The organism is Rhodococcus erythropolis R138, assembly GCF_000696675.2.
Classification (GTDB): Bacteria; Actinomycetota; Actinomycetes; order Mycobacteriales; family Mycobacteriaceae; genus Rhodococcus_F; species Rhodococcus_F erythropolis.
Map to the genome: position 1 here is coordinate 4,157,048 of NZ_CP007255.1, position 25,236 is coordinate 4,182,283.

A 25,236-nucleotide genomic window follows, 5' to 3' on the forward strand; every position below is an offset into this window, starting at 1 on the left:
ATGAAGATCAATCGTTCCGTCCGTTTCGGAATCGGAATCATGGCCATCGCGTTCGCTGCCACGGCCTGTGGCGGCGGCGAGGAGAACAAGTCGATCACCGAGAGCGCTTCCGACGGCACTCTCACCGTCGGCATCAAGTTCGATCAGCCCGGCCTCGGTCAGCGCAACCCTGACGGCACCTTCTCCGGCTTCGACGTCGAGGTAGCCCGTTACATCGCAAACGAACTCGGCGTAAAGCCCGAAGGCATCACCTTCAAGGAATCTCCGTCAGCCCAGCGCGAGACCCTGATCCAGAACGGCGAGGTCGACTACATCGTCGCGACATACTCGATCACCGACACGCGCAAGGAAAAGGTCAGCTTCGGCGGCCCGTACTTCATCGCAGGCCAGTCGCTGCTCGTTCGCTCCGACAACACCGACATCACCGGCCCTGATTCCCTGACCGGCGGCAAGAAGCTCTGCTCGGTGTCGGGTTCGACTCCGGCGCAGAACATCCAGGACAACTACGCAAAGGACGTCCAGCTCCAGCCGCTCGACACCTACTCCGCTTGTGTCGAGGCTCTGCGCAACGGCGCTGTCGACGCTGTCACCACCGACGACATCATCCTCGCCGGCTACGCTGCCCAGTACCCGGGCGAGCTGAAGGTCGTCGGAGAACCGTTCACGACCGAAAAGTACGGTGTCGGCCTGGCCAAGGACGATTCCGAGGGTCGCGGCAAGATCAACGATGCCATCGAGAAGATGATCTCCACCGGCGCGTGGGAAGAAGCCTTCAACAACACCGTTGGTGCTTCGGGCTACCCGATCCCGGCCCCGCCCACCGTTGATCGTTACTGACCTGCTTTTTTCACCGTCAATCTCGCTGCGGCTCCCCACTTCGGGAGCCGCAGCGCGTGACGCCACCAACGGAGATCCCGTGATCTGGGGAGACGGCAAGTGAACCTTCTGAGCAAGTACGGCGACCAGATTCTGGAAGCCTTCTGGACCACGATCCAGCTGACGTTCTTCTCCGCGATCGGCGCCGTCATCATCGGTGTCCTGATCGCGGCCATGCGCGTGTCACCGGTTCCGGTCGCCCGATTCCTGGGTACCGCGTACGTGACCGTGTTCCGCAACACCCCCCTGACACTGATTCTGCTGTTCTGTCTGTTCGGTCTGTCGCAGACGCTCGGAGTCAATCTCGCCAAGTCGGACTCACCGACGTTCTTGACAGACAACAACTTCCGACTCGCAGTACTCGGCCTCAGTGTCTATACCGCCGCGTTCGTGTGTGAGTCACTTCGATCGGGAATCAATACCGTTCCGGTCGGCCAGGCCGAAGCGGGCCGATCACTCGGTCTGTCGTTTGCACAAAATCTTCGGCTGATCGTCCTGCCTCAGGCATTTCGCGCGGTCACAGCACCGCTGGGTAGCGTGCTGATCGCACTGACCAAGAACTCGACCATCGCCGCGGTGATCGGCGTATCCGAAGCGTCAGCGCTGATGAAGAAGATGATCGAAAACGAAGCGGCGATCTTCGTCGTCGGTGGAATCTTCGCTGTCGGTTTCGTGATCCTGACACTTCCCATGGGCTTGATCTTCGGCAAGCTGAGCAAGCGATTCGAGGTTTCACGATGAGCAACCGCGCAACAGTCCTCTACGACGCGCCAGGTCCCAGAGCGCGAAATCTCTACCGATTCGCATCCCTTGTCGTCGCTGCACTCATGGTCGCAATCGGTTACGTCATCTACCGCGCACTCGACGAAAAGGGCCAGCTGACAGCAGCGAAGTGGGATCCGTTCCTCGAATCCACGTCGTGGACAACGTATCTGATACCCGGCATCCGGGGAACGCTGATCGCGGCTGCGATGTCCATCGTCTTCGCGCTCATCCTCGGTTCTGCCCTGGGTATCGGCCGACTCTCCGAGCACAACATCATTCGGAAGATTTGCGGCGTCATCGTCGAATTGTTCCGAGCAGTACCGGTTCTGATTCTGATGATCTTCTCGTATCAGGTGTTCGCCGAATACGAGGTCTTCAAGTCCAAGTACCTCGCACTCGCGGCAGTCGTCGTGGGTCTGACTCTGTACAACGGGTCAGTGATCGCCGAGATCGTCCGTGCCGGAATCAACTCACTCCCACGAGGGCAAAGTGAGGCCGCCAAGGCACTGGGCATGCGCAAGACGCAGATCATGGTGACGATCCTGCTCCCCCAGGCGGTTACCGCCATGCTCCCGGCACTGATTTCACAGATGGTCGTGGCGTTGAAGGACTCCGCCCTCGGTTACCTGATCGGGTATGTCGAGCTGGTGCGTCAGGCCCAACAGCTCGGCACCTTCTACGGAAACTTCCTGCCGGCGCTCATCGTGGTCGCCGCGATTATGATCGCTCTCAACTCGGCTCTGACCTTCCTGGCAACCAAGGTGGAGAAGCGCCTGCGTTCCGGAAAGCGAAAGGGCAAGGGCCCCATCGCGGCTCCGTCCGCCGACCCAGCCGTTTCGGTTCCGGGCATGGACCTGACCAAGCCGTGAATCAGATGGAGCCGTGAGTCGAATCCAGCCGCGTTAGCGCGAATACACAGCAGGGCGGGGGTACCACCGAATTTCGGTGGTACCCCCGCCCTGTTGTTCTGAATGCTGCACTTCGCTACAAGTCGGTGACCGCCGCCATCTCGGCTTTGACCACCTCGTACGACATCCCAGCTGAATATCCCTTGCGTGCCAGCATCGAGACCAGTCGACGCGTGACCTTGTCACGATCATCGACGGGCTTGTTCTTCAGCTTCCGCCGAACCAGCTCCGCTGCTCGCTCGCGCTCATCTTCCGGATCGATCTGCGACAACGCTTCGGAAGCGACGTCCTGGTCGATTCCTTTGAGCCGCAACTCGACTGCAAGCGCACGCTTTCCCTTGCCCGAGTACGTATGCCGCGAATGAACCCATTGGTTCGCGAAGTCCGCGTCGTCGATCAACCCGATTTCCTGGAGTCGATCGAGGACCTTGGTAATGATCTCGGGTTCGAAGCCGCGTCCGCTCAGCTTGGTTTCCAGTTCGGAGCGGCTGCGCGCCCGGTCGGTCAGAAGGCGCAGGCAAGCATCTTTGGCCTGCGCCTCTGTCCCACCTTCTGCGCGTTGCGACGGCTTCTCGGATCGTTGACGGGATCGACGCCGAGGAGCGCCGTACTCTTCACGAGCATTCTCGCCGTTGTCACCGTCGTCGAAGCTCATGACTGAACTCAGAAGTCGGCGGGAGCTTCGTCGGTTGCAGTGACGTCAGCACCGATACCGAGCTTTTCCTTGATCTTCTTCTCGATCTCGTCACGGATATCGGTGTTCTCCAGCAAGAACTTACGAGCATTTTCCTTGCCCTGACCCAACTGGTCACCTTCGTAGGTGTACCAGGAGCCGGACTTGCGGATGAACCCGTGCTCGACACCCATATCGATGAGCGAGCCTTCCTTGCTGATGCCCTGGCCGTAGAGAATATCGAACTCGGCCTGCTTGAACGGCGGCGCGACCTTGTTCTTGACGACCTTGACTCGAGTGCGGTTACCGACTGCGTCGGTACCGTCCTTGAGAGTTTCGATACGACGGATGTCGAGGCGGACCGAAGCGTAGAACTTCAGTGCCTTACCACCGGTGGTGGTTTCGGGAGAACCGAACATCACGCCGATCTTCTCGCGAAGCTGGTTGATGAAGATGACGGTGGTGCCCGAGTTGTTCATGGCACCGGTGATCTTGCGCAGTGCCTGACTCATCAGTCGAGCCTGCAAACCGACGTGGCTGTCACCCATCTCGCCTTCGATCTCGGCGCGAGGAACAAGAGCGGCCACGGAGTCGATCACGACGATGTCGAGGGCGCCCGAACGGATCAGCATGTCGGTGATTTCGAGAGCCTGCTCACCCGTATCGGGCTGCGAGACCAGGAGTGCATCGGTGTCGACGCCCAGCTTGGCTGCATAGTCGGGATCGAGTGCGTGCTCCGCGTCGATGAACGCCGCGATGCCGCCGTTGGCCTGAGCATTGGCAACTGCGTGCAGTGCCACGGTGGTCTTACCCGAAGATTCCGGGCCGTAGATCTCGATGACGCGGCCACGCGGCAGTCCGCCGATACCCAGCGCGACGTCGAGCGCGATGGAACCGGTGGGAATGACGGCGATGGGCTGACGAACACCCTCGCCCAGGCGCATCACCGAACCCTTGCCGAAGTTCTTGTCGATCTGCGCCAACGCGAGGTCGAGTGCCTTGTCCCGATCAGGTGCCTGTGGTGCCATCGTGATCCCCATCCTTGTTTCAGTCTTCAGTGCCTGCCTGAGCAGACTCCGTCTCTTCAGCGCCTGCCTGAGCCGACCCTGTTGGTGTGTTGCGATCAGAGTAGATCCGGCCACCGACAGACTTTTCGATCTTGCTTTCGCGCTTGTCGATCACTGTGCTTGTCGATAACCGTGCTTGTCGATAACCGAAAGTTCGCAGTTACGAAAGGAGCGTCACCACCGAACAGCTTCAGCATAGACGAACACGTGTTCGAACAGAAGATGGGAGACGTTCGACACGCCGAAAAAATCAGCGGCGGGCGGGCGGTACGTCGAACTCCACACAGAGCGCACGCCACACTTCGCGAGGCTCCCAACCTGCTTCGACGGCCTCCGCAGCAGTCATTCCGTCGAGACTCTGGAGTACATGGTCGATCAGCATCGAGTCGCCTCGTACCTGCCCGAACTCTTCGCGCACCATTTCATGAAATTCGGTCAACCGCACAGCCGCCACCGTAGTCCACAGAACGGTGCACCTGCATTCAGGCGCAACATGCTCACGCCGTCACACCGCCGTTGACCACCTGTCGGCACACCGCCACCGGATCGGTGACCTGCGACGCAGTCGCGGCAGCGGACATCGCAGCTTCCGCGAATCGTTTGTCGGAGAGCACCTGCAGCACGGCATCGCGAATCGAGCGGGCATCTGCGGGCCGCACGATCACCGACGTCCCTGCCCGCGCAGCGCGATTGGCCAACTCCCACTGGTCCCCACCCCCGGGAACGACGACCGTCGGCACGCCGGCCAGCAAGGCCTTCGCCAACATGCCGTGCCCGCCGCCGCACACCAACACCGACGCGTCACGCAGCATCGCGTCCTGGCGTCCGAGACCTGCACGAACCCAATCGGGATGCTCGCCTTCGGCTCCGTCGAGCATCGACGCGATCAGCCGCACACCGGCTCCGCCGAGTCCTTCGACCGTGCCCTCGAACATTCGCACTGCGCCGGTGTGCGCCGTGGAGGGCGCCACCATAACCAGCGGTTCGTCACCTGGCGGTGGATCCAGAATCACCTCGGTCGGCTCCCAGAGAAGCGGGCCGACGACGTGAGCGTGCTCCGGCCAGTCGGGACGTGGCACTTCCAGTGCCGGAAGTGTTGCGATCAGGCGAGCATGCGGGCCTGGATCCAGGGCGGGTAGCCCGATGCCGACACGGGCCTGCGAGCGCTGCGCCAACCCTTGCTTGATCGAACGTCCTGTTGCGGCGCGCATCAGGGTGTCGCGAAGTCGACCACGAATTCCGATGCCGGGCGCGAGCCCACTGCCGATCGGCGGTAACCCCCGCGACGGTGAGTACAGCGGGTGAGGCGAAAGTTCCACCCAGGGGATGCCGAGTCGTTCGGCGGCCAATCCGCCTCCGGCAGTGAGGATGTCGGAGACGACGAGATCCGGGGAGACGGATTTCAGGTCGGGAAGCAGTTCGGTGGAAATATAGGCGGCGCGCGAATGAATCCGAGCGCCTGCATCAAGATCGTCGTCTCCCGGCCGCGGGGCCAAGCCCTTGAGAGGCTCGGCTTCCACGCCGGCCGCTCGCGCTGCCTCGACCCACCGGGTCCCCGTGTACAGAATCGGGTCGTCGCCGGCCTGGATCAACGCCAGCGACAACGCTATTGCGGGAAAAGCATGACCCGGGTCCGGCCCGGCAACAACGGCTACACGCACCGGATCAGAGTGTCACACCGAGTGAAAGGCCTGTTCCGCCGCACCCAGTGCGCGTTCGCGATCCGAAGCCACCAATCCGATTCTCGTCCTGCGATCAAGGACGTCGTCGACGTCGAGTGCGCCTTCATGCGATACCGCGAAATCGAACTCGGCGCCGCAGATCTCCAAGTCCGCAACCGATCGGAGTCGATCGCTGCTCGCCGCGGCCACGACCTCGGCCTCTGTGCCGTATCGCGCCACCAACGACGCCGGTGCCTTGATCTTTTTCAATTCCACCGGTGATGCAGCGCCTACCAGCGGCAACGCGCGTGTCCGACACGCCCCGGCGCTCAGCGATCCGACCTCGACCGCGGCGTCGACGGCGTCTTCGGCCATCTTGCGGTACGTCGTGAGTTTTCCGCCCACCACCGTGACCAAGCCCGAGTCCGAACGGACTACAGCGTGATTGCGCGAGAGGTCGGCCGTCGAGCCTTCACCGGTGTCCAGCAACGGACGCAGACCCGCGAAGGTCCCCAAGACGTCCTCACGGGTCAGCGGAACTTCCAACGCCGTGTTCACGGTGTCGAGCAGGAAGTCGATCTCGTCCTCGGACGCCGTCGGTACGTCGGGCACCGGTCCCGGCGCTGCTTCGTCGGTCAACCCGAGGTAGATCCGGCCGAGCTGCGCGGGCAGCGCGAAGACGAAACGGTTGGTCTCGCCGGGAATCGGCACGGTCAGTGCTGCCGTGGGGTTCCCCAATCGCGCTGCATCGAGCACCAGGTGCGTCCCGCGGCTGGGGCGCAGGGTGATGCTGGAGTCGACCTGATCAGCCCAGACACCGGTCGCATTGACCACGACGCGGGCACGCATCAAGAACTCGGACCCGGTCAACTCGTCGCGCAAGGTGGCCGACGTTCCGGATACGTCGTATGCACCGACGCGGGTCAGGATTCGCGCGCCGTGGGACGCTGCGGTTCGGGCGATGCCGACGACGAGGCGGGCGTCGTCGATGAGCTGCCCGTCGAACGCGGTCAAGGCGCCGCGTAAGTTCTCCTGCTTGACCGCGGGAGCCAATTCGCGCGCCCGCGCAGCGCTGACCGTCCGTGATCTGGGTAAAACCGAAGCCGGGGTTCGCGCCGACATGCGCAGAGCGTCACCGGCCAGGAAACCGGTACGCACCAGGGCCTTCCCGAAGAACGACGTTTCGGGCAACAGCGGTACGAGTTGAGGCATGGCGCGAACGAGGTGCGGCGCGGTGCGCGTCATGAGAATGCCGCGCTCGACCGCACTTTCACGCGCTATACCGACATTGCCGGAAGCCAGGTACCGAAGGCCGCCGTGTGCCAGTTTCGAACTCCAGCGGCTGGTGCCGAACGCGAGGTCGTGCTTTTCGACCAGCGCAACACTGAGCCCACGAGTCACGGCGTCGAGAGCGACACCGACACCGGTGATTCCGCCGCCGATGACCAGGACGTCAACCGAATCGCCGTTCGCCAACTGCTCGAGCTCACGAGTACGCCGCTGTGCATTGAGAGCTGAATCGCCGCCTGCTGAATCACTGCCTGCTGAATCTCGAGGGTCCACAGCTATTCTCCCGAATTCTTTGCAGGTGCCAGATACGCAGCGACCGCATGTCTGAGTTGCTCGACCGACGCGTCGGCGGAAAGTTCCGGCTCGAGAGTCGGTGCGGAGATGACGACGGACTGAGCCATCAGTAGAACCATCGCCGCAATCTCGTTGACGCTTCCCTCGCGAATCGAACCGTCTTGTTGACCGGCAGCGACGACGGAAGTGATCAGTTCGAGAATCGACTTCTGGCTCGCGCCGAGTCGGTCCACGATGTAGGTGGTGAGCAACTCTTGATCAGCGTGCCGAATCTTCACGAAGAGCGGATGGTCGCGAATCTGGCCGACGACGTCCCCGATCGCTTCCACGAGCAATGTGGCCGCAGACCCGGTGAAGGTCACCTCGGGCAGCACCGATCGAATCTCCCGGGTGAGCAGATCCGCGACGACGGCTCGCGTGTCCGGCCATCGCCGGTAGACGGTCGGCCGGCTCACGCCGGCGCGACGCGAGATCTCCGCCAGTGTGGTTCGCTGCATTCCGAAATCGAGGACACACGACCTTGCTGCGTCGAGAATCACGTCGTCGATCTCGCGGCTGGGGATGCGCTGACCGTCTGCCTTGCGAGGGACAATTGGGCCATCTGCGTTACGGATTACCATCGTGTGTAACACAATACCGGACAAGTCACCGGTAATCCCGTCGGGACTTGCGAGTTCTCTCGCTCAGAGATCATCAGAAATAGTACAACTCGAAACCAACTGCGCGCTCGGCGTCGAATCCAGGCTTCGGTCCGCTGACCATGTCGATCTGTGCGCGCGCCTGTTCCCGGATCGGCGTGGAACTCAACGCCGCCAGATATCGCGCATGTTCTGCGAGCGAATCCACGGCGCGATCGACCGTCGACGTCACGTCGACGCAGTGTGTAGGAGTCATCGTGTTGACCGCAACCCACCGAACGCCGGACCACGGCGCCAGTCCCTGCGCCGTCAATGACGGAAAGATCCATTCGTTCGCCGCATCAGCGGTCGCGTCCAGGACGCTGATCCCGAGCGCTCGGTGATCCGCGCTGTTGAGGTAGCCAGGCCCCCAGGTATAGGAGAAGTTCATCGTCACCACCAATTCCGGGCGGTGACGACGAATTGCTGCGGCGAGAGTCGAGCGCAACTCCAAGCCTTCCACGAGACGACCATCGGGCAGGCCGAGGAACTCCACCTCACTGACACCGACGATCGCGGCCGAGCGACGCTCTTCTTCCTCGCGGACCGGGCCGGACTCCTCGGGCGACAGACCGGCAATTCCGGCCTCGCCGCGCGTGGCCAGGACATATCGCACGTCTTTGCCGAGATCGGTCCACTGCGCCACTGCTGCGGCTGCGCCGTATTCGATGTCATCGGGATGCGCCACGATGACAATCGCGCGCTGCCAGTCCTCGGGGAAGTTTTCCATAGGGCAGATCTTGCCCGTCAGAACCGCGAAGCGGGCGAATTGTCGTCACTTCCCGACATCGCCTTCACCAGGAAATAGATTCCGAAGCCGACAGCGCCGACCACCAGAACCCAGAAAAGCCCCTTGATCAGCGCACCGACCACCGCGAGTGCGACCCACACCAGTACGACGGCCAAAACGATCTTCCAAAACATGCTTGCCTCCAACGTGCCGTTGAATAATCAGTCGAATCGGACAGGTGCTGCGTCGTCCGTAGAACCAGCCTGACAGGTCTGGCGTGACAAAGCAGCAGCTCAGCGGCAAGTTCAGGTAAAGATCAGGGTTCACCCCGAGACCGGCCCTCACGCAGGTCAGGTGTCCAACCCATCGGAGCTTGCTCCTGGCGTAAACTCGCGAAGTTCGATCCCGTATGCCGAAGGAGCACGTCCGCAGTGTCTACGACCCGTTTCCCCGCTCGCGATCTCGCGCATGTAGCCGTCTTCGCCGCACTCATCATCGCGCTGGGCCTCCCCGGGTCGATCAACATCGGCATCTCCGGTGTACCGATCACACTTCAGTCCATGGGCGTCATGATGGCCGGCGCTCTACTCGGACCGCGCAAGGGTGTTCTCGCCGTCCTGACGGTCATTGCCCTGGGATTGGTCGGGCTACCGGTCCTTGCCGGCGGTCGCACCGCACTCGTGTCCCTCTCCAGCCCGACGGCCGGATTCCTCATCGGTTGGATCCCGACGGCGTTTGTCATCGGATGGCTGACTGCCAAGATGCTGCCCAAGTACCGGATCATCGCGGGCATCGGCATCAACCTTCTCGGCGGCGTCGTCATTCTCTACGCGTTCGGCATCGTCGGAATGATGGTCCGCGGACACATGAGCTTCGTTGCCGCATGGTCGGCCAACGCCGCCTTCATTCCTCTCGACGCCGCAAAAGCGGTCGTCACCGCGTTGGTCGCGTCCCAGGTCCATCGGGCATACCCGGCACTACTGCGCGACTCGGTGATCTCGTCGAACAAGACCGTGGTGGCGAATTAATCTCCGATGAGTGAGATCGTCTTCGAGAACGTCGGACACAGCTTCGGTGAACGAACGGTCCTGCAGCAGATAAATCTGCGACTGAGCGAGCAGCGAATCGGAATCGTGGGTGCGAACGGAAGCGGCAAGTCGACCCTCGCTCGCATGATCAACGGACTGGTCGTTCCAACGGAAGGACGCGTCCAAGTCAACGGCTTGGACACGGCGAAGAAGGGCCGCGACGTACGCAAGCAGGTCGGATTCGTCTTCACCGATCCCAACCACCAGATCGTGATGCCGACGGTTGCAGAGGACATCGAATTCTCGCTCCGCCGTAGCGGATTGGGCAAAGCCGAGCGCGCCGCAAAGGTGGCCTCGGTGCTCGAACGCTACGGCCTCGCCGGGCACGCCGACCATCCCACCCACCAGCTTTCGGGCGGGCAGAAACAGCTCCTCGCGCTCGCAGCCATCATGGTGACGGAACCGAACGTACTGGTCGCCGACGAACCCACCACGCTCCTCGACCTTCGCAACTCTCGGCTGATCAGCTCGGTATTCGAGTCACTCGATCAGCAACTGATCGTCGTGACCCACCAACTCGATCTCCTCGAATCCTTCGAACGGGTGTTGGTCGTCGACCAAGGACGCGTCGTCGCTGACGGCTCCCCCGCCGACTCCATCGATCACTACCGGTCGTTGGTCTCGTGACCACTCTCGGCGTCTACCGTCCGGGCTGCTCACTCCTGCACCGGATGCCGACGGGGATCAAGCTCTTCGCCTTGGTCGTGGCCATTCTCGCCGTCTCGATCTTCGTGCGTGAGCCGTGGCAACTGGCAGCTCCCACGATCGTCGTTGTGACCCTGTACGCGATTGCGCGCATTCCTCCGATGACTGCGATCCGGCAGCTGCGTCCGGCGCTGTGGATGTTGCTCTTCATCGGGGCGTTCCAGCTGATAGTCGCGGGATGGCAGCGAGCGGCCGTCGTTTGCGGGGTTCTGATCATTTCGATCGCCTTCGCGGCGATCATGGGTCTGACCACACGGATCTCCGAGATGCTCGACGCGATCACCAGATTTCTGACACCCTTGCGACGCTTCGGCGTCAATCCCGAACGGATCGCCTTGCTCCTCGCAATGACGATCCGGTGTATCCCGCTGATGTTCGAGGTCATCACACAGGTGTCCGAGGCACGCAAGGCGCGAGGGCTCGGATTCTCGCTGCGATCCTTCGCAGTGCCGGTCATCGTCGGCACCCTGATGACCGCGGACGCAATGGGCGAAGCATTGGCGGCACGCGGCGCCGACGACTGAGATGTCGAACAGGGAGCATTGATCGGCGCGAGGGCCGATCAGTTGTACTTGCGGGTGATGTCGTCCACCTCGCCGATGGCGTCGGCAAGCGCCGAGAGCCGCTCGGCGGCCGCGTGCAGCGCCGAAAGCTCTCGGTTGAATCCCACGAGCGCCGACGGGCTGTGAGGCGCTGTCAGAGCAGCTGCCGAAGTCACCAGATCCTCGTACTGATCCAACCCCGACTGCAACTCACGGACTGCGCCGTCGATGGTGGGATCAAGAGGTTCGGTTACCTTCGGCGTCGCGGCCACGGCGCGTTCCATCGCGACGACATCCGAAGACACCGCGAACATCGCTCTCAGTGCCGAATCGGCGGTAACAGTGATTTCGTCCAACTCACCGGGGTCGATGGTGTCGGCGCGTCTGAGCACACTCAAGATCTCGAACAGCGAAGTCTCGGCGCCGATGAGGCGCGACATCGGGATGAACGCGCGAGACGACGACGGTGGCAACCGCCGGCGAATCGGCGCTGACGGCGGTGGGCCGGAACTCATCGAACGGTAGCGGCCGACCGCGATCACGGCGGGAACCGCGAACAGTGCCGCTCCCCCGCCTGCCACGACCACCGACCACTCTGGAGCCGACGCGACGGCGAGGCCGGCCGTGCCGACCACGGATCCCCCGGACATGAAACCCCAACGCTGAGCGCGTCGGCGCGCACGGGCACGCTTGCGCTCGAACTTGGCCCGCGGGTCCTGCCATCGCCGAGCGGCATCCGCCGCCGAAAGCCCGACCTCGCGCAATGTATCCGCGGTGCGTCCCAAGGCTCCGAAAGCGCCGGATACGGAAACGGGAACGGCCGACCGGGGCTCACGCCCAGATCGACCGTCTCGTGAAGAAAACATCAGAGCATCACTGCCGACATCGAGGATTCGGCTACTGCCCGGTCTGACCGGCAGCCGGGGGCTGCTTCTCGACGGACGGAGTCGCGGGAGTGGCTGCTGCGCCGCCGGACGGCAGCGCCTCGCCCTTCATGGATGCCCGAATCTGCTCGAGGCGACTGTGCCCTGCCATCTGGACCGAGGCCTGCTGGACCTCCATCATGCGGCCCTGAACGGAGTTCTGGGCGAGCTCGGCCGAGCCGAGTGCGTCAGCGTAGCGACGTTCGATCTTGTCGCGCACAGCATCGAGGCTGGGTGTGTTGCCCGGAGCCGACAGCGTGCTGTCCATGGAACGAAGGGACTCGCTCACGCGCTCCTGCATCTTGGCCTGCTCGAGCTGGCTGAGCAGCTTGGTGCGCTCGGCAACCTTTGCCTGCAGTGTCATCGCGTTCTGCTCGACGGCCTTCTTGGCCTGAGCGGCTGCCTGCAAGGACTGGTCGTGCAGTGCTTTCAGATCCTCGACGCCCTGCTCGGCCGTCACCAACTGGGCCGCAAAAGCTTCTGCAGCGTTCGTGTACTGAATCGCCTTGTCGTTGTCGCCGGCAGCAGCGGCCTGATCGGCGAGGTTGACTGCCTGGCGCGCGTTGGCGTTGAGCTTTTCGACCTCGTCGAGTTGACGGCTGAGCTTCATCTCGAGTTGACGCTGATTACCGATCACCGACGCAGCCTGCTGGGACAACGCCTGATGCTGGCGCTGTGCGTCCTCGATCGCCTGCTGAATCTGAACCTTTGGATCTGCCTTCTCATCGATCTTCGAATTGAAGAGCGCCATCAGGTACTTCCAGCCCTTGACGAAAGGATTAGCCATTGGTTTGATCCTGCCTCCATCTGATGCGCCGCGCCGAACGCGACCCGGAGCGCGACCGTCGCGCACCGAAACAAGGGCTGCGCCCTATCTGCTCTGACCCCACCTGCTGGAAACCGGCGGTTACGTACAAAATCTATCGGTTACGGCCGGTAGTGGCTACGCCGCCGCCAACCTTCGAGCGTTCGGTGCCGGAATCACGACGCGGGTGTCGCGTGCGATAGTCGGCGAACCGGAAGCCGAGACAGAGCCGGAAGCCGACACGGCAGGTTCGGCAACCTGCCGACCAGCTACCGGAGCGCTCTTCTTCGTGGCCAGGGTCTCGCTCACGTCGACCAGCACGTCGGACAGTGGGACTGCGAGCGCATCACAGATCGCCGCCAACAATTCGCTCGATGCTTCCTTACGTCCACGTTCCACTTCGGACAGATAGCCCAAGCTCACACGCGCGCTGTTCGAGACCTCACGTAGCGTGCGGCTCTGCGAAACGCGCGTACGCCGGAGACTGTCACCGATTGCCTCACGCAATAGCAGCGCCATCTCGCTCCTCCTTCATCCGTGACCTCATCGTGCATGGTCGTACGTCTTCACAATCGTCAACGTCCGAACACATCCGATTGGTTCCCGAGCCTATCGTGCCGCACGCTCTACGACACGATCACGCAACCGCGACACGGCAGTCGCGACCGCGGTTGTCCGAATCTCCCACCGTTCGCCGCCGAGCGCGAGCGGTTCGCATTCGGTTCCGTCAGGGCCGGCGATACCGAGAAACACTGTTCCGACCGGGTGTCCGTCCTGCTCACTCGGACCGGCGACTCCGGTCAGACCGATACCCCAGTCCGCACCGCACTTCGTCCGGGCACCGAGCGCCAATGCCACCGCCGTGCTCTCGGACACGGGGCCGTCCGTTGCCAGGCGGCCTGGATCCACACCAGCCAGTGTTGCTTTCAGGTCGGTCGCGTACACGACCAGCCCCCCACGCAGCACCGCGCTCGACCCCGGCACCGACGCGACTGCAGCCGTGAACAACCCTGCTGTCAGAGATTCGGCGGCGGCGACAGTCTGCTTCGCGGCGCCGAGGGCCTCGACAAGTTCGACCACTCCGAGTCCGAGCAGCGGGTCGGTCATGACTCGACTGCGCGAACTCCGGCGCGAAGCCTGATCGCCTGCACGATGTATTCGATTCCCGTCGCCACCGTCAGCACGACGGCAGCGGCCATCAGCAGCCCGCTGACGATGTCCCAACTGCTCGGCAGCGGGCAGAGGTAGAACCCGATCGCAACGGCCTGCACGAGGGTCTTGAGCTTGCCGCCCTTGCCCGCCGGGATGACCGCGTGCCGCAGAACCGCGAACCGCAGCAGCGTGATTCCGAGTTCCCTGGCGATGATCACTCCGGTCACCCACCACGACAGATCGCCGAGAACCGAGAGCCCGATCAGCGCGGCTCCGATCAGCGCCTTGTCCGCGATCGGGTCCATGAGTTTGCCGAAATCGGTGACCAGACCGTACTTCCGAGCCAATTGGCCGTCGATCCGATCCGTGATCGCGGCGACGATGAACACGCCCATCGCCCCGAGACGCCACCACGTCGAGTGTCCGCCGTCGACGAACAGAACAACGAGAAACACCGGAACGAGAACCATCCGGACCATCGTGAGAATGTTCGCGATGTTCAGCAACGGAACCGGGTTGTCCGCGACAGGTGTGCCGTCGGACGGGCCGACGGCGGCGCGATGGGCGTCGGTCTGATCGCGCGGGGTACTCATCGGATCACCGCACAGGCGGTGAGCCGAACCCGGGATACAGCCGAGCGGCGCGGGAATTGCGTGGGGCGGACAGGCACGCGACTTAGAATATCGGTAGGGCCATTGACTAATGTGCACCACATGACTTCGACCGCGCCGACCTATACCGAGAGCCAGTTGATCGTGCGTCGCGCGCGAACGTCGGACATCCCCGAAATCAAGCGTCTGATCGACATCTACGCCGGCAAGATCCTCCTCGAGAAGAATCTCGTGACGCTGTACGAGGCAGTCCAGGAGTTCTGGGTCGCCGAGCGGGGTGACCAGGTAATCGCTTGCGGCGCACTGCATGTGCTGTGGGCGGACCTGGGTGAGATCCGCACCGTCGCAGTCGATCCGACTGCGAAAGGGCAGGGCGCAGGTTTCCACGTCGTCGACAAACTCATCGAGGTCGCCAAGGAATTGGAGTTGGAACGGTTGTTCGTTTTGACGTTCGAGACCGAGTTCTTCCACCGTCACGGATTCGCGGAGATCGACGGCACTCCCGTCACCGCCGAGGTCTATGCGGAAATGTGTCGGTCCTACGACGCCGGCGTCGCCGAGTTCCTCGATCTGAGCTATGTGAAACCCAACACACTCGGCAATACTCGCATGCTCCTGACTCTCTGAACCGTTCAGACTCTTCAAACACACCTGTCTCGATCATCAGCCTCCGAAAGCGGTTCACGATGTCGTTGTTCCTCGTCGAATACACCTACGCACCCGAGAAGACCCCTCAGCGCGACGAAGTCCGCAGCGATCACCGCGCCTGGCTCGCGGATCTGGTTTCCCGCTCGATCGTTCTGTCATCTGGCCCGTTTGCAGATGGAAACGGCGCGCTGATCATCGTCGACGCCGCTGACGCCGACACCGTTTCACTCCTCTTCACCCACGACCCGTTCGCGATCGCCGATTTGATCGAGAAGGTCCGGATCACCGAGTGGGTTCCGGTGTTGGGTCAGTTCAGCGCCTGAGAGCGTCGGCCTACTCCCCGGCCCGGTCGCGAGTCTTCAACAGGCTCGCGACCGTCGTCACCGCCAATACTCCGATGATCACTCCGAGTGAGAGTGCCGTGGAGATTTCCGGCACGGAGACGTGTTCACCTCCGTTGACGAACGAGAGCGTGTTCTCGTGCAACGCGTGAAGTACCAGCTTCACACCGATGAACGCCAAGATTATCGAGAGCCCGTACGAGAGATAGACCAGCCGTTCGAGCAACCCGCCGATCAGGAAGTACAGCTGCCGTAGGCCCATCAGCGCGAAGGCGTTGGCGGTGAAGACCAGATACGGTTCCTGGGTCAGACCGTAGATCGCCGGAATCGAATCGAGCGCGAAGAGCACGTCGGCAAAGCCGATTGCGATGAGCGCCAACAACAACGGAGTCACGACACGCTTGCCGTCGATCCGGGTGATCAGTTTGTCGCCGTCGTATTCCTCGGTAGTCGGCAGCACCCGTTTCACGAGCGAGATGATGCGACTGTCGCGCTTCTCCTCGGCTTCCTTCTCGTGCCCGTGATCGCGGATCAGGGTGTACGCGGTGTAGATCAGGAACGCACCGAAGAGGTAGAACACCCAGCTGTATGCGTTGATGGCGGCGGCACCGACACCGATGAAGATTCCGCGCATCACCAACGCGAGGACGATGCCGATCAGCAATACCTTCTGCTGGAACTCTCGTGGCACCGCGAAGGTCGACATGATGATCACGAAGACGAACAGATTGTCGACCGAGAGCGCCTTTTCCGTGACATAGCCGGCGAAGTACTCACCGCCGTACGTGGTGCCCCAGATCCACATCACAACAAGGCCGAAGACGATGGCGATCGAGATGTAGACAGTCGACCAGAACGCGGACTCCCGGAAGGTCGGCGCATGCGGAGTGCGGACGTGGGCGAAGAAGTCGAAGACGAACAGGCCGAGGATCACCACGATCGTGATTCCCCAAGCCAACGGCGTCACATGCACGGGTTCCTCCGGTCGTCTGTCGACGGCTTGTCCGCCGAGGTGTCCCTACTCGTCTGCGCGTGCCTCATCCGGGTCGCCGCCGCGAATCGACCACAGCAGACCGTCGAGTTCCTCAGGCTTCATGAGTACCTCGCGGGCCTTCGAGCCCTCGCTGGGTCCGACGACGCCACGATTTTCCATGAGGTCCATCAGTCGGCCGGCCTTGGCGAACCCGACTCGCAGCTTGCGCTGAAGCATCGACGTCGAACCGAACTGGCTGGTGATCACCAATTCCACGGCCTGCAAGAGGACATCCATGTCGTCGCCGATGTCGGGGTCGACGTCTTTCTTCTCCCCGGCCTTCTGCGCGGTGACACCTTCGGTGTACTCGGGCTCCGCCTGGTTCTTCGCGAAGTCGACGACCGCCGAGATTTCTTCGTCGGTGATGAACGCGCCCTGCATACGGGTCGGCTTACCCGCACCCATGGGCAGGAAGAGGCCGTCACCCATACCGATGAGCTTCTCGGCGCCTGGCTGATCGAGGATGACTCGCGAGTCCGTCAGTGAAGACGTCGCGAACGCCAGACGAGACGGCACGTTGGTCTTGATCAGGCCGGTGACGACGTCGACGGACGGGCGCTGCGTTGCCAGCACCAGGTGGATACCGGCAGCACGGGCTTTCTGCGTGATGCGGACGATCGCTTCTTCGACGTCGCGGGGAGCGGTCATCATGAGGTCGGCCAGCTCGTCCACAATTGCCAGGATGTACGGGTACGGACGGTAGACGCGCTCGCTGCCCAGAGGGGCGGTGATTTCGCCGGACTTGACCTTGGAGTTGAAGTCGTCGATATGACGCACCCGGTTGGCCTGCATGTCCTGGTAACGCTGTTCCATCTCCTCGACCAACCAGGCCAGCGCTGCCGCGGCCTTCTTCGGCTGAGTGATGATCGGCGTGATCAGGTGCGGGATACCTTCGTACGGCGTGAGCTCGACCATCTTCGGGTCGATGAGGATCATCCGTACTTCTTCCGGCGTTGCTCGGGTGAGCAACGAGACGAGCATCGAGTTCACGAAGCTCGACTTACCCGAGCCGGTCGAACCTGCCACCAGAAGGTGGGGCATCTTCGCGAGGTTGGCACTGACGAAGTCACCTTCGATGTCCTTGCCCAGACCGATCACCAGTGGATGGTGATCGCGTCGGGTGCTCGGCGCGTTCAGCACGTCGGCGAGGCGAACCATTTCGCGGTCGGAGTTCGGTACCTCGATGCCCACCGCGGACTTACCCGGAATGGGGGCCAGGAGGCGGACGTTGTCGGTAGCCACTGCATAGGCGATGTTGCGGGCGAGCGCGGTGATCTTCTCGACCTTGACGCCCGGGCCGAGTTCGACCTCGTACCGCGTCACTGTCGGGCCGCGGGTGAATCCGGTAACGGCGGCGTCGATCTTGAACTGTTCGAGGACCTCGCTGATCGCTTCGATCATCGCGTCGTTCGCAGAACTGCGGAGCTTGGGCGGGTCCCCTTCGATCAGCAACGTCGTCGGAGGGAGGTTGTAGTCGCCGTCGGTGACCCGATCGGTGACGAAGTGTTCCTTCTCCTCCGGCTCCGGTTCGGGTTTCGGCACAGGCTTGGCGATAGGGACGGAACGGGCCGGCACCTTGGGGCGCGGCGCCGGAGTCTCCACGACGGGCGCGGCAGCAGCCACGACGGGCTCGTCGGGTACTGCGGTGTCGTCGGCGTTCCACAGACCGAGTACTTCGGTCTTCTTGTCGCCGGATTCGAACTCGTCCGTCGGGTAGTTGTCGATCGGTGCGCGTCGGCTGGTCCGCTTGGCGGGCTTGAGCGGTGGCTCGGCGTAGGTGTCGACCGGGTAGCCGTCGGCGTCGAACAGTGAAGGATCGTAAGCAGATTCGCCGTAGTGGTGCTCGCCGTCCTCGTCGAATTCGGATCCGTAGTCGCCGTATTCGTCCGAGCGATACGAGGCACCGAAGAAGGACTGGAACTTGCTCGGCACCTCACGCAGCGTGGTTCCGGTCAGAAGGAGGATTCCGAATCCGGCGGCGATGACCAGCAGCGGCGCAGACAGCCAGACGGTGAGCCCGTTGGTGAGCGGGCCGCCCACGACGTACCCGACGAACCCTGCTCCGTTGGAGCGACCGGTGGAGTCTGTCGGTGAACCCGAGATGATGTGCCAGAGGCCGAGCGCCGGCAGACCGACCAGCAACGATCCCATGATCAGTCGGGGGCGGATCTCAGGTTTCGGTTCTGTGCGCATCAACAGGATCGCGAGGCCGACGCCGACGATGGGGAGCACGGCCGAGGCCGCGCCGAAGATAGCGCGCACAAGGGTGTCGATGCCGCCGCCGATCGGACCACCGGCCTTGAACCAGACGCCGCCGGCGATGACGACGCTGAATGCGATCAGGCCGAGCGCTATTCCGTCGCGGCGGTGGCCGGCTTCGATCTCGCCGACCTTACTGACGGTGCGTGTGGTGGCGCCGACGCCGCGGGCAGCCAGGGACCACCCGGCTCCTATTCCCTTGCCGACGGCCGCCAACGGACTGGCCCGCTGAGACGTTTTCGATACCGGGCGGCGCGCGGCCGACGACGTACCGGAGGCCTTCTTGGGCGCTGGCTTGGAGCCTTTGCCCGAGGCCGGGCGCCCACCAGCCCTGGCCGAAGTCGTGACGTTCCGAGGAGTCGACACCGTCCGTGTGGTGCGCGAGGTGCGAGGTTTTGCGGTCGTGCGCGCACTCGGAGTGGAGGCTGACGACCTGGTCGATGCCCTGGACGTGGACGTGCTTGTACTGGATCCCCGGGCGCTCGACTTACCTGCCATGGAGTTCAGGCTAGTCTGTGCGACCCCATCTGGACCATCCGCAACACCAGCAACACTGGTCGCGAGTGCGAAACGTGATCTTCGCAACCCGTCGGTCGAGCGCTACTCAGGTAGAAAAAGGCAATCAGAAACTGCGATCGAGCGCCATCACGGATTGGACGTCGGCCAGTTCACCTTTGGCTTCGATCTTCACTTCGTTGCGACCGAAAGCGTGCAGCAGCAACTCGGCGGGTTCGCCCTGCAAGACAACACTGCGAGAGCCGGATTTATGGACGACCGCACTCTCGCCGGAGGGAAGTTCGAAAATTACCTCGACAGCAGCCTTGCGGTAGCCCATCTTGCCGATCTGGCGTGCGTACTTCCACAGCTGAGCCTGCCGACCCTCCGACAACGGACGCGGCGCCCAGTTCAGATGTGCGCGGCGTACGTCTTCGTGGTGAACGAACATCTCGGTGGTGTTGACCTGCGCGTCGAGCCAGTACATCGGCGACCATCGCGGCGGCCCGCTCCGAACGTCGTCGAGGATCTCCTCCCACGGACGCGCCGCTGCGGCCTTTCGAACGCTTTCGGTGTGACCGGCAAGAGGGCTCAACATGATTCCGGGAGCGGCGTCGAGACGCCGCTCCCGGACAATCAGATGTGCTGCCAGGTCACGATTGGTCCACTCCCCACACAGTGTCGGAGCATCGGGGCCGAACTCGACCATGCTGTCAACCAGGGCGAGTCGTTCGTCATGAGCGAAGGTCACCTTCGCCAAAGTACTCGAACCGGACCGGGTTCGAGCGGAAGCGACCTGCTGTGCCGAATCTACGGAACCGCGATGACCGTCGGAATGATCATCGGACGGCGGCGGTACTTGTCCGCGACCCAGCGTCCGACGACGCGGCGCACGGACTGCGCGATGCGATGAGCGTCGATGACGCCTTCGCTCGCCAACCGGGCCAGGTCCGATTCCACGAGATCCGCGGCGGCCTTGAGTGCCGTCGGATCGTCGGAGAAGCCGCGACCGGACACCTCGGGAGTGCTGACTGCGCGTCCTGTCGACTCGTTGATGACGATGGTGATGGCGATGAAGCCGCCTTCGCCGAGTACGAGGCGATCGGAGAGCGTCGGCTCGCCGACGTCGCCGACTGAAAGACCGTCGACGTAGACGTGTCCGACCGGTACGCGTCCGACGATCTCGGCGAGGCCGTCGACCATGTCGACCACGACGCCGTCCTCGGCCAGCACGATGCGCTCTTCCGGAACGCCGGTGGCCTTGGCAAGGGCGGCGTTGGCACGCAGGTGGCGCCATTCACCGTGGACGGGCATGGCGTTGGTGGGCCGAACCGCGTTGTACAGGTAGAGCAGCTCACCGGCGGACGCGTGGCCCGAGACGTGAACCTTGGCGCTCTGCTGAGTCACGACGGTGGCACCACGCTTGGCCAAGCCGTTGACCACGGCGAAAACGGAGTTCTCGTTGCCCGGGATCAGGGAGGACGCGAGAACGACCAAGTCGTTGGCCCGGATGTTGATTTGGCGGTGCTCGCCGCGCGCCATCCTCGAGAGCGCTGCCAACGGCTCACCCTGCGAACCCGTGGAGATGAGAACGAGGCGATCGTCGGGAAGGGTGGCGGCGGTGTCGATGTCGACGACCAGGCCGTCTGGCACCGTGAGGTAGCCGAGATCCTGGGCGATCTGCATGTTGCGGACCATCGAGCGGCCGACGAAGACGATGCGACGGTTGTACCGAGCGGCAACGTCGACGACCTGCTGGATGCGGTGCACGTGGCTGGCGAACGATGCCACGATGACGCGCTGCTTCGCCTTGCCGATGACGTTGTCGAGCACTCCCCCGATTTCACGCTCGGGCGTGACGAATCCCGGGACCTCGGCGTTGGTCGAGTCCACGAGGAACAGGTCGACACCCTCGTCGCCCAGGCGGGAGAAACCGGCGAGGTCGGTCAGGCGGCCGTCGAGAGGCAGCTGATCGAGCTTGATGTCACCGGTGTGCAGTACAACTCCGGCGTCGGTGCGAATCGCGATTGCGAGCGCGTCGGGAATCGAGTGGTTGACGGCGAAGTACTCGCAGTCGAACGGGCCGTGAGTGGTGGTGTTTCCTTCGACGACCTCGACGAGGTTCGGTCGCAGGCGATGCTCGCGGCACTTGGCGGCAACGAGGGCGAGAGTGAACTTCGCGCCGATGACCGGAATGTCCGCGCGCAGGCGCAGCAAGAACGGTAGAGCACCGATGTGGTCCTCGTGGCCGTGAGTCAAGATGACGGCTTCGACGTCGTCCATACGGTCTTCGATGTAGCGGAAGTCCGGGAGGATCAGGTCGACGCCGGGCTGCTGGTCCTCGGGGAACAGCACACCGCAGTCGACGATCAGCAACTTGCCGCGGTGCTCGAACACCGTCATGTTGCGACCGATTTCGCCGATGCCGCCGAGAGCAACGATGCGCAGACCTGATGCCGGCGCCTTCGGGGGTGTTCCGAGGCGACCTGTGGGATCGACGGCCGGACGGTTCTCGGGGCGCTTGTTTCCGCGCCCGTTGCCCGCCTTCGACGCTGCCGGACGGTTGCCGCCGGCAGATTTGCGTGGCGACCTGTCTTCGGTCGATTTCTTGGGTGCAGCAGATTTGGTGGCTGCGGACTTGGTCGCTGCAGATTTGGCTGCTGCGGCCTTCTTGGGCGGGGCGGCTGCGGCGGGGGCCGCTTCTGCCGCCGGCGCAGCTGGTGCCTCTACCGGTGCGGCCTTCGCGGCCGTTTCGGGAGCCGGAGGCGAAGGCGGACCGGCTTGACGACTGGCACTACGACGTCGGGGGGGACGGGTCATTTACAAAACTCCTGCCGCATGCAGATCGGCGGCAAGACCGTCGATCTGCTCTTTAGTGGGTGCAACCTGCGGAAGGCGTGGTTCTCCGACATCGATTCCGATGAGTCGCAGACCCGCCTTCGAAGCGCTGACACCGCCGAGGCGGGCAACGGAACGAATCACAGGGATCAAACTGAGGTTTATCTCGCGTGCGCGGGCGATGTCGCCGGACACGAACGCGGTGTGGAGGTCGCGGAGGCGACCCGGAACGAGATGGCCGATGACGCTGACGAAGCCGGTAGCACCGACAGCGAGCCACGGCAGGTTCAGCGGGTCGTCACCGGAGAAGAACTGAAGCTCGGTGGTGCCGATCAACTCTGCGCCGGCGTTGAGGTCACCCTTGGCATCCTTGACGGCCTTGATCCGCGGGTGCTCGGCGAGTCGGCGGATCGTTTCGGTCTCGATGGGGACGACGGAGCGGGGCGGAATGTCGTACAACATGACGGGCAGGTCGGTCGCGTTGGCGACGGCGGTGAAGTGTGCAAAGAGTCCGGCCTGGGGCGGACGCGAGTAGTACGGGGTGACGACGAGCAGACCGTGCGCTCCGGCGCGAGCCGCGTCACGGGCGAGTTCGACACTGTGGGCGGTGTCGTTGCTCCCGGCGCCTGCAACGATCTTCGCGCGGTTGCCGACGGCGTCGATCACTGCGCGGAGCAGGTCGAGCTTCTCGGACTCGGTGGTGGTGGGAGACTCACCGGTCGTGCCGGCAAGAACGAGGCCGTCGCAGCCGTTGTCGACGAGATGGGCTGCGAGGCGCACTCCCGCGTCGACGTCCAACTTCCCGTCGGCAGTGAACGGGGTCACCATCGCAACGGAAATGGTGCCGAACGGACGCTCGACAAGAGAAGCGGAATCACCGTAGGTCATGGTCAGAAGGTTACCCGGTTCAGCTCTTACTTCTGCACACGAGTCACGACTCGGCCGCAAATGCACTGACGGCGATTTCCGATCCGTCGCTTCCGCGGAGAATCTCGTAGTCCCCGAACACATTTGGGGCGACGTCACGAAGCTGACGTAGGCACTCGATCGCGACTCGCCGGATCTCGACGTCGGCATGTTCGGTGGCGCGCATCTCGACGAAGTGCCGCCAGGCCCGATAGTTCCCGGTCACGACCAAGCGCGTCTCGGTTGCGTTGGGCAGCACCGAGCGCGCAGCTTGCCTGGCTTGCTTCCCACGCATCGGGGCACCGGGCACTGATTGCAATTTCCCCTCGAGGGCGGTCAGCAGTTCGCCGTAAGCGCGACGGCTCTCGTCGGTGGCAGACAGAAACAGTGCTTCGAGCTCAGGATCACCTTCGACCGCGGGAGGCACGACAACGTTCGCATCATTCTCGCGAACGAATCGCTGCGAGAGTTGCGAGTACGAGAAGTGCCGGTGACGAATCAATTCGTGAGTGCACGAGCGCGAGATACCAGTGATGTAGAAGCTCACCGTCGCGTGCTCTAGCACCGAAACGTGTCCGACCTCGAGCAGATGTCTGAGGTAGCCGGCGTTGGTTGCGGTTCGCGGATTCGGCTTGGACCAACTCTGGTAGCAGGCTCGGCCGGAGAATTCGACGAGTGCTTCGCCGCCATCCGCGTCCGTCTCCCACGGAATGTCCTCGGGCGGGAAGAACTCGGACTTCGCCACCAACTGCACTTTCAGCGACACCGTGTTCGGCACAACCCACTCCTCGACAAGCACGAAACGACCAGCACGAAACCCGGGCGCCGTTCGCCTCAGGTGCTGGGCAACTCTATAGCGGTCGACCACCCCCGAGATCGAGTGACGTCATCACATCCTTGACTGACGTCACTTTTGACGCCACTCTGGTGTCATGGACATTTCGGAGTACACCGCGAAGCTGCAGAATGACCTCGTCACCGCAGCCGAACTCGGCGACGATCACACGCGCCGGATTGCGGCGTCGTTGTCCGCCGCCATCGAACCCTCGGTCCGCCTGGTCTTGTTGGCCGCGGCGACGGAGTTGGCCAAGGAGATCGGGACCAAACTCGACGGCCGCGAGGTCAGGGTCAATCTCGACGGCAACGAGATCGTGACCGACGTCGTCCGCCCGACGAATTCGACCGGCGGCGAGGGCGGAAACGAGAAGGCAGACGATGAAAGAAAGGACTCCACTTACTCGTTCGACGACGTCAGCGGCGATATCAGCCGAGTGACGTTGAGGATGATGGAGCAGATCAAAGCCCGCGCCGAGGAGGCAGCCAATCAGAACGGAGTCTCCCTCAACTCGTGGGTTTCACAAGCCGTTCAGGGCGCATTGCGGGACCAGATGCGCAAGAACGGCATGGACTAGTTCGACGCCACCCTGATCGCCGATGATCTAATTGCGCAACTGCAGTAATCACGAACCGTTGCCGCAAGGCGAGAAGGAGCACGTTCATGGCCGTTTCGGGCGTCAAGGAATTCGAGATCAAGGCTGATCCGGAAACGGTGATGAAGGCCGTAGCTGCCGTCGATCGGCTGCCGGAGTGGTCGTCTGCGCACAAGAAGATCACCATCGAGAGCACTCACGACGACGGTCGACCCCATCGCGTTCGCATGGCCGTGTCCATTCTGGGAATCAACGACGAGCAGGTAGTCGACTACACCTTCGAGGGCGACGACAAGGTGACCTGGACACTCGTCGAGAGCGGCCAGCAGAACCAGCAGGACGGCTCGTACGTCTTGACTCCCACCGACGGTGGAACCAAGGTCACCTTCGAACTGACCATCGATCCCAAGATCCCGCTGCCGGGCTTCCTGGTGAAGAAGGCGCAGAAGACGGCCCTGGAAACAGCAAGCAAGGGCCTGACGAAGTTCGTCGAAAACTTCTGAGCGCACACGCAATTCA

At 62.9% G+C, this 25,236-nt stretch carries 29 protein-coding genes; 10 read left to right on the forward strand and 19 right to left on the reverse strand.

What is annotated here, in order from left to right; genetic code table 11:
* From H351_RS19000 to H351_RS19010, 3 genes are all read left to right on the forward strand, one after another.
* Positions 1-837, forward strand: a complete 837-nt coding sequence (locus tag H351_RS19000; protein WP_020907523.1) for a glutamate ABC transporter substrate-binding protein — start codon at positions 1-3, stop codon at positions 835-837.
* Between the two features lie 99 nt (positions 838-936).
* The gene (locus H351_RS19005; RefSeq protein ID WP_019748198.1) at positions 937-1,617 is read left to right on the forward strand and encodes an amino acid ABC transporter permease; all 681 of its coding nucleotides are present in this window, start codon (positions 937-939) and stop codon (positions 1,615-1,617) included.
* On the forward strand, positions 1,614-2,510 hold the full coding sequence (locus H351_RS19010) for an amino acid ABC transporter permease (protein WP_007735172.1): 897 nt from the start codon (positions 1,614-1,616) through the stop codon (positions 2,508-2,510). Before H351_RS19005 ends, H351_RS19010 begins: the two co-directional genes overlap by 4 nt.
* Before the next feature lie 115 nt (positions 2,511-2,625).
* On the opposite strand, the gene recX is transcribed toward H351_RS19010, so the two are convergent.
* The 8 genes from recX to H351_RS32305 all read right to left on the reverse strand — a co-directional run bounded on the left by recX (position 2,626) and on the right by H351_RS32305 (position 9,147).
* Complete coding sequence (recX, locus tag H351_RS19015) at positions 2,626-3,204, reverse strand: recombination regulator RecX (protein WP_020969471.1); 579 nt, start codon at positions 3,202-3,204, stop codon at positions 2,626-2,628.
* Between the two features lie 8 nt (positions 3,205-3,212).
* Positions 3,213-4,250, reverse strand: a complete 1,038-nt coding sequence (gene recA, locus H351_RS19020; RefSeq protein ID WP_007735170.1) for a recombinase RecA — start codon at positions 4,248-4,250, stop codon at positions 3,213-3,215.
* 289 nt (positions 4,251-4,539) lie between these two features.
* Positions 4,540-4,734 carry a DUF3046 domain-containing protein gene (locus H351_RS19025; RefSeq protein ID WP_003942185.1) on the reverse strand — a complete coding sequence of 65 codons (195 nt, stop codon included), beginning with the start codon at positions 4,732-4,734 and terminating at the stop codon, positions 4,540-4,542.
* A gap of 52 nt (positions 4,735-4,786) precedes the next feature.
* Entirely contained in the window at positions 4,787-5,950 is a 1,164-nt protein-coding gene (locus H351_RS19030; protein ID WP_029255238.1) for a glycosyltransferase, read from the reverse strand.
* A gap of 12 nt (positions 5,951-5,962) precedes the next feature.
* Positions 5,963-7,513, reverse strand: a complete 1,551-nt coding sequence (locus H351_RS19035) for a glycerol-3-phosphate dehydrogenase/oxidase (protein WP_029255237.1) — start codon at positions 7,511-7,513, stop codon at positions 5,963-5,965.
* A gap of 2 nt (positions 7,514-7,515) precedes the next feature.
* Positions 7,516-8,154, reverse strand: coding sequence for a TetR/AcrR family transcriptional regulator (locus H351_RS19040; RefSeq protein ID WP_019748192.1), 639 nt, complete (start codon positions 8,152-8,154; stop codon positions 7,516-7,518).
* Positions 8,155-8,227: 73 nt separating this feature from the next.
* Positions 8,228-8,941 carry a PIG-L deacetylase family protein gene (locus H351_RS19045; protein WP_029255236.1) on the reverse strand — a complete coding sequence of 238 codons (714 nt, stop codon included), beginning with the start codon at positions 8,939-8,941 and terminating at the stop codon, positions 8,228-8,230.
* Between the two features lie 17 nt (positions 8,942-8,958).
* Positions 8,959-9,147: a hypothetical protein gene (locus tag H351_RS32305; RefSeq protein ID WP_019748190.1), complete on the reverse strand. Its 189-nt coding sequence runs from the start codon at positions 9,145-9,147 to the stop codon at positions 8,959-8,961.
* A 225-nt stretch (positions 9,148-9,372) separates the two neighbouring features.
* Here H351_RS32305 and H351_RS19050 point away from each other — a divergent pair, with 225 nt between their 5' ends.
* From H351_RS19050 to H351_RS19060, 3 genes are read left to right on the forward strand one after another with little or no spacing between them, the layout of a single operon-like run.
* Entirely contained in the window at positions 9,373-9,969 is a 597-nt protein-coding gene (locus H351_RS19050; RefSeq protein WP_019748189.1) for a biotin transporter BioY, read from the forward strand.
* Positions 9,970-9,975: 6 nt separating this feature from the next.
* Entirely contained in the window at positions 9,976-10,656 is a 681-nt protein-coding gene (locus H351_RS19055; protein WP_029255235.1) for an energy-coupling factor ABC transporter ATP-binding protein, read from the forward strand.
* Complete coding sequence (locus H351_RS19060) at positions 10,653-11,258, forward strand: energy-coupling factor transporter transmembrane component T family protein (protein WP_021344055.1); 606 nt, start codon at positions 10,653-10,655, stop codon at positions 11,256-11,258. The genes H351_RS19055 and H351_RS19060 overlap by 4 nt, the downstream gene beginning before the upstream one ends.
* Before the next feature lie 38 nt (positions 11,259-11,296).
* Here the strand turns inward: H351_RS19060 and pspM are convergent, their stop codons facing one another.
* The 5 genes from pspM to pgsA form a co-directional block, all read right to left on the reverse strand.
* Positions 11,297-12,142 (reverse strand): phage shock envelope stress response protein PspM, encoded by an 846-nt coding sequence (gene pspM, locus H351_RS19065; RefSeq protein WP_020907518.1) that lies wholly within the window; start codon positions 12,140-12,142, stop codon positions 11,297-11,299.
* A 31-nt stretch (positions 12,143-12,173) separates the two neighbouring features.
* Positions 12,174-12,986, reverse strand: a complete 813-nt coding sequence (gene pspA / locus H351_RS19070) for a phage shock protein PspA (protein ID WP_003942098.1) — start codon at positions 12,984-12,986, stop codon at positions 12,174-12,176.
* A gap of 156 nt (positions 12,987-13,142) precedes the next feature.
* Positions 13,143-13,523, reverse strand: coding sequence for a helix-turn-helix domain-containing protein (locus H351_RS19075; protein ID WP_003942191.1), 381 nt, complete (start codon positions 13,521-13,523; stop codon positions 13,143-13,145).
* Positions 13,524-13,613: 90 nt separating this feature from the next.
* On the reverse strand, positions 13,614-14,111 hold the full coding sequence (locus H351_RS19080) for a CinA family protein (protein WP_019748185.1): 498 nt from the start codon (positions 14,109-14,111) through the stop codon (positions 13,614-13,616).
* Positions 14,108-14,749, reverse strand: coding sequence for a CDP-diacylglycerol--glycerol-3-phosphate 3-phosphatidyltransferase (gene pgsA, locus H351_RS19085; RefSeq protein WP_003942125.1), 642 nt, complete (start codon positions 14,747-14,749; stop codon positions 14,108-14,110). Before pgsA ends, H351_RS19080 begins: the two co-directional genes overlap by 4 nt.
* A gap of 120 nt (positions 14,750-14,869) precedes the next feature.
* On the opposite strand from pgsA, the gene H351_RS19090 reads away from it, so the two are divergent.
* Together H351_RS19090 and H351_RS19095 are read left to right on the forward strand one after the other, a co-directional pair.
* Positions 14,870-15,394: an amino-acid N-acetyltransferase gene (locus H351_RS19090; protein ID WP_019748183.1), complete on the forward strand. Its 525-nt coding sequence runs from the start codon at positions 14,870-14,872 to the stop codon at positions 15,392-15,394.
* A 59-nt stretch (positions 15,395-15,453) separates the two neighbouring features.
* Complete coding sequence (locus H351_RS19095) at positions 15,454-15,738, forward strand: YciI family protein (protein ID WP_019748182.1); 285 nt, start codon at positions 15,454-15,456, stop codon at positions 15,736-15,738.
* A 10-nt stretch (positions 15,739-15,748) separates the two neighbouring features.
* Here the strand turns inward: H351_RS19095 and H351_RS19100 are convergent, their stop codons facing one another.
* The 6 genes from H351_RS19100 to thyX form a co-directional block, all read right to left on the reverse strand.
* On the reverse strand, positions 15,749-16,729 hold the full coding sequence (locus H351_RS19100; RefSeq protein ID WP_019748181.1) for a TerC family protein: 981 nt from the start codon (positions 16,727-16,729) through the stop codon (positions 15,749-15,751).
* A 45-nt stretch (positions 16,730-16,774) separates the two neighbouring features.
* A complete protein-coding gene (locus H351_RS19105; RefSeq protein ID WP_201026950.1) occupies positions 16,775-19,546 on the reverse strand; it encodes a DNA translocase FtsK in 2,772 nt (923 codons plus the stop codon).
* Between the two features lie 124 nt (positions 19,547-19,670).
* A complete protein-coding gene (locus tag H351_RS19110; RefSeq protein ID WP_003942175.1) occupies positions 19,671-20,294 on the reverse strand; it encodes a TIGR03085 family metal-binding protein in 624 nt (207 codons plus the stop codon).
* A gap of 59 nt (positions 20,295-20,353) precedes the next feature.
* The gene (locus tag H351_RS19115) at positions 20,354-22,363 is read right to left on the reverse strand and encodes a ribonuclease J (protein ID WP_019748179.1); all 2,010 of its coding nucleotides are present in this window, start codon (positions 22,361-22,363) and stop codon (positions 20,354-20,356) included.
* Entirely contained in the window at positions 22,364-23,269 is a 906-nt protein-coding gene (dapA, locus tag H351_RS19120) for a 4-hydroxy-tetrahydrodipicolinate synthase (protein WP_003942142.1), read from the reverse strand.
* A gap of 43 nt (positions 23,270-23,312) precedes the next feature.
* A complete protein-coding gene (gene thyX / locus H351_RS19125; protein WP_020907513.1) occupies positions 23,313-24,065 on the reverse strand; it encodes an FAD-dependent thymidylate synthase in 753 nt (250 codons plus the stop codon).
* 154 nt (positions 24,066-24,219) lie between these two features.
* Here thyX and H351_RS19130 point away from each other — a divergent pair, with 154 nt between their 5' ends.
* Entirely contained in the window at positions 24,220-24,699 is a 480-nt protein-coding gene (locus H351_RS19130) for a toxin-antitoxin system HicB family antitoxin (RefSeq protein WP_021344051.1), read from the forward strand.
* A gap of 86 nt (positions 24,700-24,785) precedes the next feature.
* A complete protein-coding gene (locus tag H351_RS19135) occupies positions 24,786-25,220 on the forward strand; it encodes an SRPBCC family protein (protein ID WP_020907512.1) in 435 nt (144 codons plus the stop codon).
* The last annotated feature ends 16 nt before the right edge of the window (positions 25,221-25,236 follow it).

What these genes read in the sequence shown, in the direction of transcription:
- H351_RS19000 (WP_020907523.1), top strand. Translation starts at nt 1, where the DNA reads ATGAAGATCAATCGTTCCGTCCGTTTCGGAATCGGAATCATGGCCATC.
- H351_RS19010 (WP_007735172.1), top strand. Translation starts at nt 1,614, where the DNA reads ATGAGCAACCGCGCAACAGTCCTCTACGACGCGCCAGGTCCCAGAGCG.
- recX (WP_020969471.1), bottom strand. Translation starts at nt 3,204, where the DNA reads ATGAGCTTCGACGACGGTGACAACGGCGAGAATGCTCGTGAAGAGTAC.
- recA (WP_007735170.1), bottom strand. Translation starts at nt 4,250, where the DNA reads ATGGCACCACAGGCACCTGATCGGGACAAGGCACTCGACCTCGCGTTG.
- H351_RS19040 (WP_019748192.1), bottom strand. Translation starts at nt 8,154, where the DNA reads ATGGTAATCCGTAACGCAGATGGCCCAATTGTCCCTCGCAAGGCAGAC.
- H351_RS19045 (WP_029255236.1), bottom strand. Translation starts at nt 8,941, where the DNA reads ATGGAAAACTTCCCCGAGGACTGGCAGCGCGCGATTGTCATCGTGGCG.
- H351_RS19055 (WP_029255235.1), top strand. Translation starts at nt 9,976, where the DNA reads ATGAGTGAGATCGTCTTCGAGAACGTCGGACACAGCTTCGGTGAACGA.
- pspM (WP_020907518.1), bottom strand. Translation starts at nt 12,142, where the DNA reads ATGTTTTCTTCACGAGACGGTCGATCTGGGCGTGAGCCCCGGTCGGCC.
- pspA (WP_003942098.1), bottom strand. Translation starts at nt 12,986, where the DNA reads ATGGCTAATCCTTTCGTCAAGGGCTGGAAGTACCTGATGGCGCTCTTC.
- H351_RS19075 (WP_003942191.1), bottom strand. Translation starts at nt 13,523, where the DNA reads ATGGCGCTGCTATTGCGTGAGGCAATCGGTGACAGTCTCCGGCGTACG.
- H351_RS19080 (WP_019748185.1), bottom strand. Translation starts at nt 14,111, where the DNA reads ATGACCGACCCGCTGCTCGGACTCGGAGTGGTCGAACTTGTCGAGGCC.
- pgsA (WP_003942125.1), bottom strand. Translation starts at nt 14,749, where the DNA reads ATGAGTACCCCGCGCGATCAGACCGACGCCCATCGCGCCGCCGTCGGC.
- H351_RS19090 (WP_019748183.1), top strand. Translation starts at nt 14,870, where the DNA reads ATGACTTCGACCGCGCCGACCTATACCGAGAGCCAGTTGATCGTGCGT.
- H351_RS19095 (WP_019748182.1), top strand. Translation starts at nt 15,454, where the DNA reads ATGTCGTTGTTCCTCGTCGAATACACCTACGCACCCGAGAAGACCCCT.
- H351_RS19105 (WP_201026950.1), bottom strand. Translation starts at nt 19,546, where the DNA reads ATGGCAGGTAAGTCGAGCGCCCGGGGATCCAGTACAAGCACGTCCACG.
- H351_RS19115 (WP_019748179.1), bottom strand. Translation starts at nt 22,363, where the DNA reads ATGACCCGTCCCCCCCGACGTCGTAGTGCCAGTCGTCAAGCCGGTCCG.
- dapA (WP_003942142.1), bottom strand. Translation starts at nt 23,269, where the DNA reads ATGACCTACGGTGATTCCGCTTCTCTTGTCGAGCGTCCGTTCGGCACC.
- H351_RS19130 (WP_021344051.1), top strand. Translation starts at nt 24,220, where the DNA reads ATGGACATTTCGGAGTACACCGCGAAGCTGCAGAATGACCTCGTCACC.
- H351_RS19135 (WP_020907512.1), top strand. Translation starts at nt 24,786, where the DNA reads ATGGCCGTTTCGGGCGTCAAGGAATTCGAGATCAAGGCTGATCCGGAA.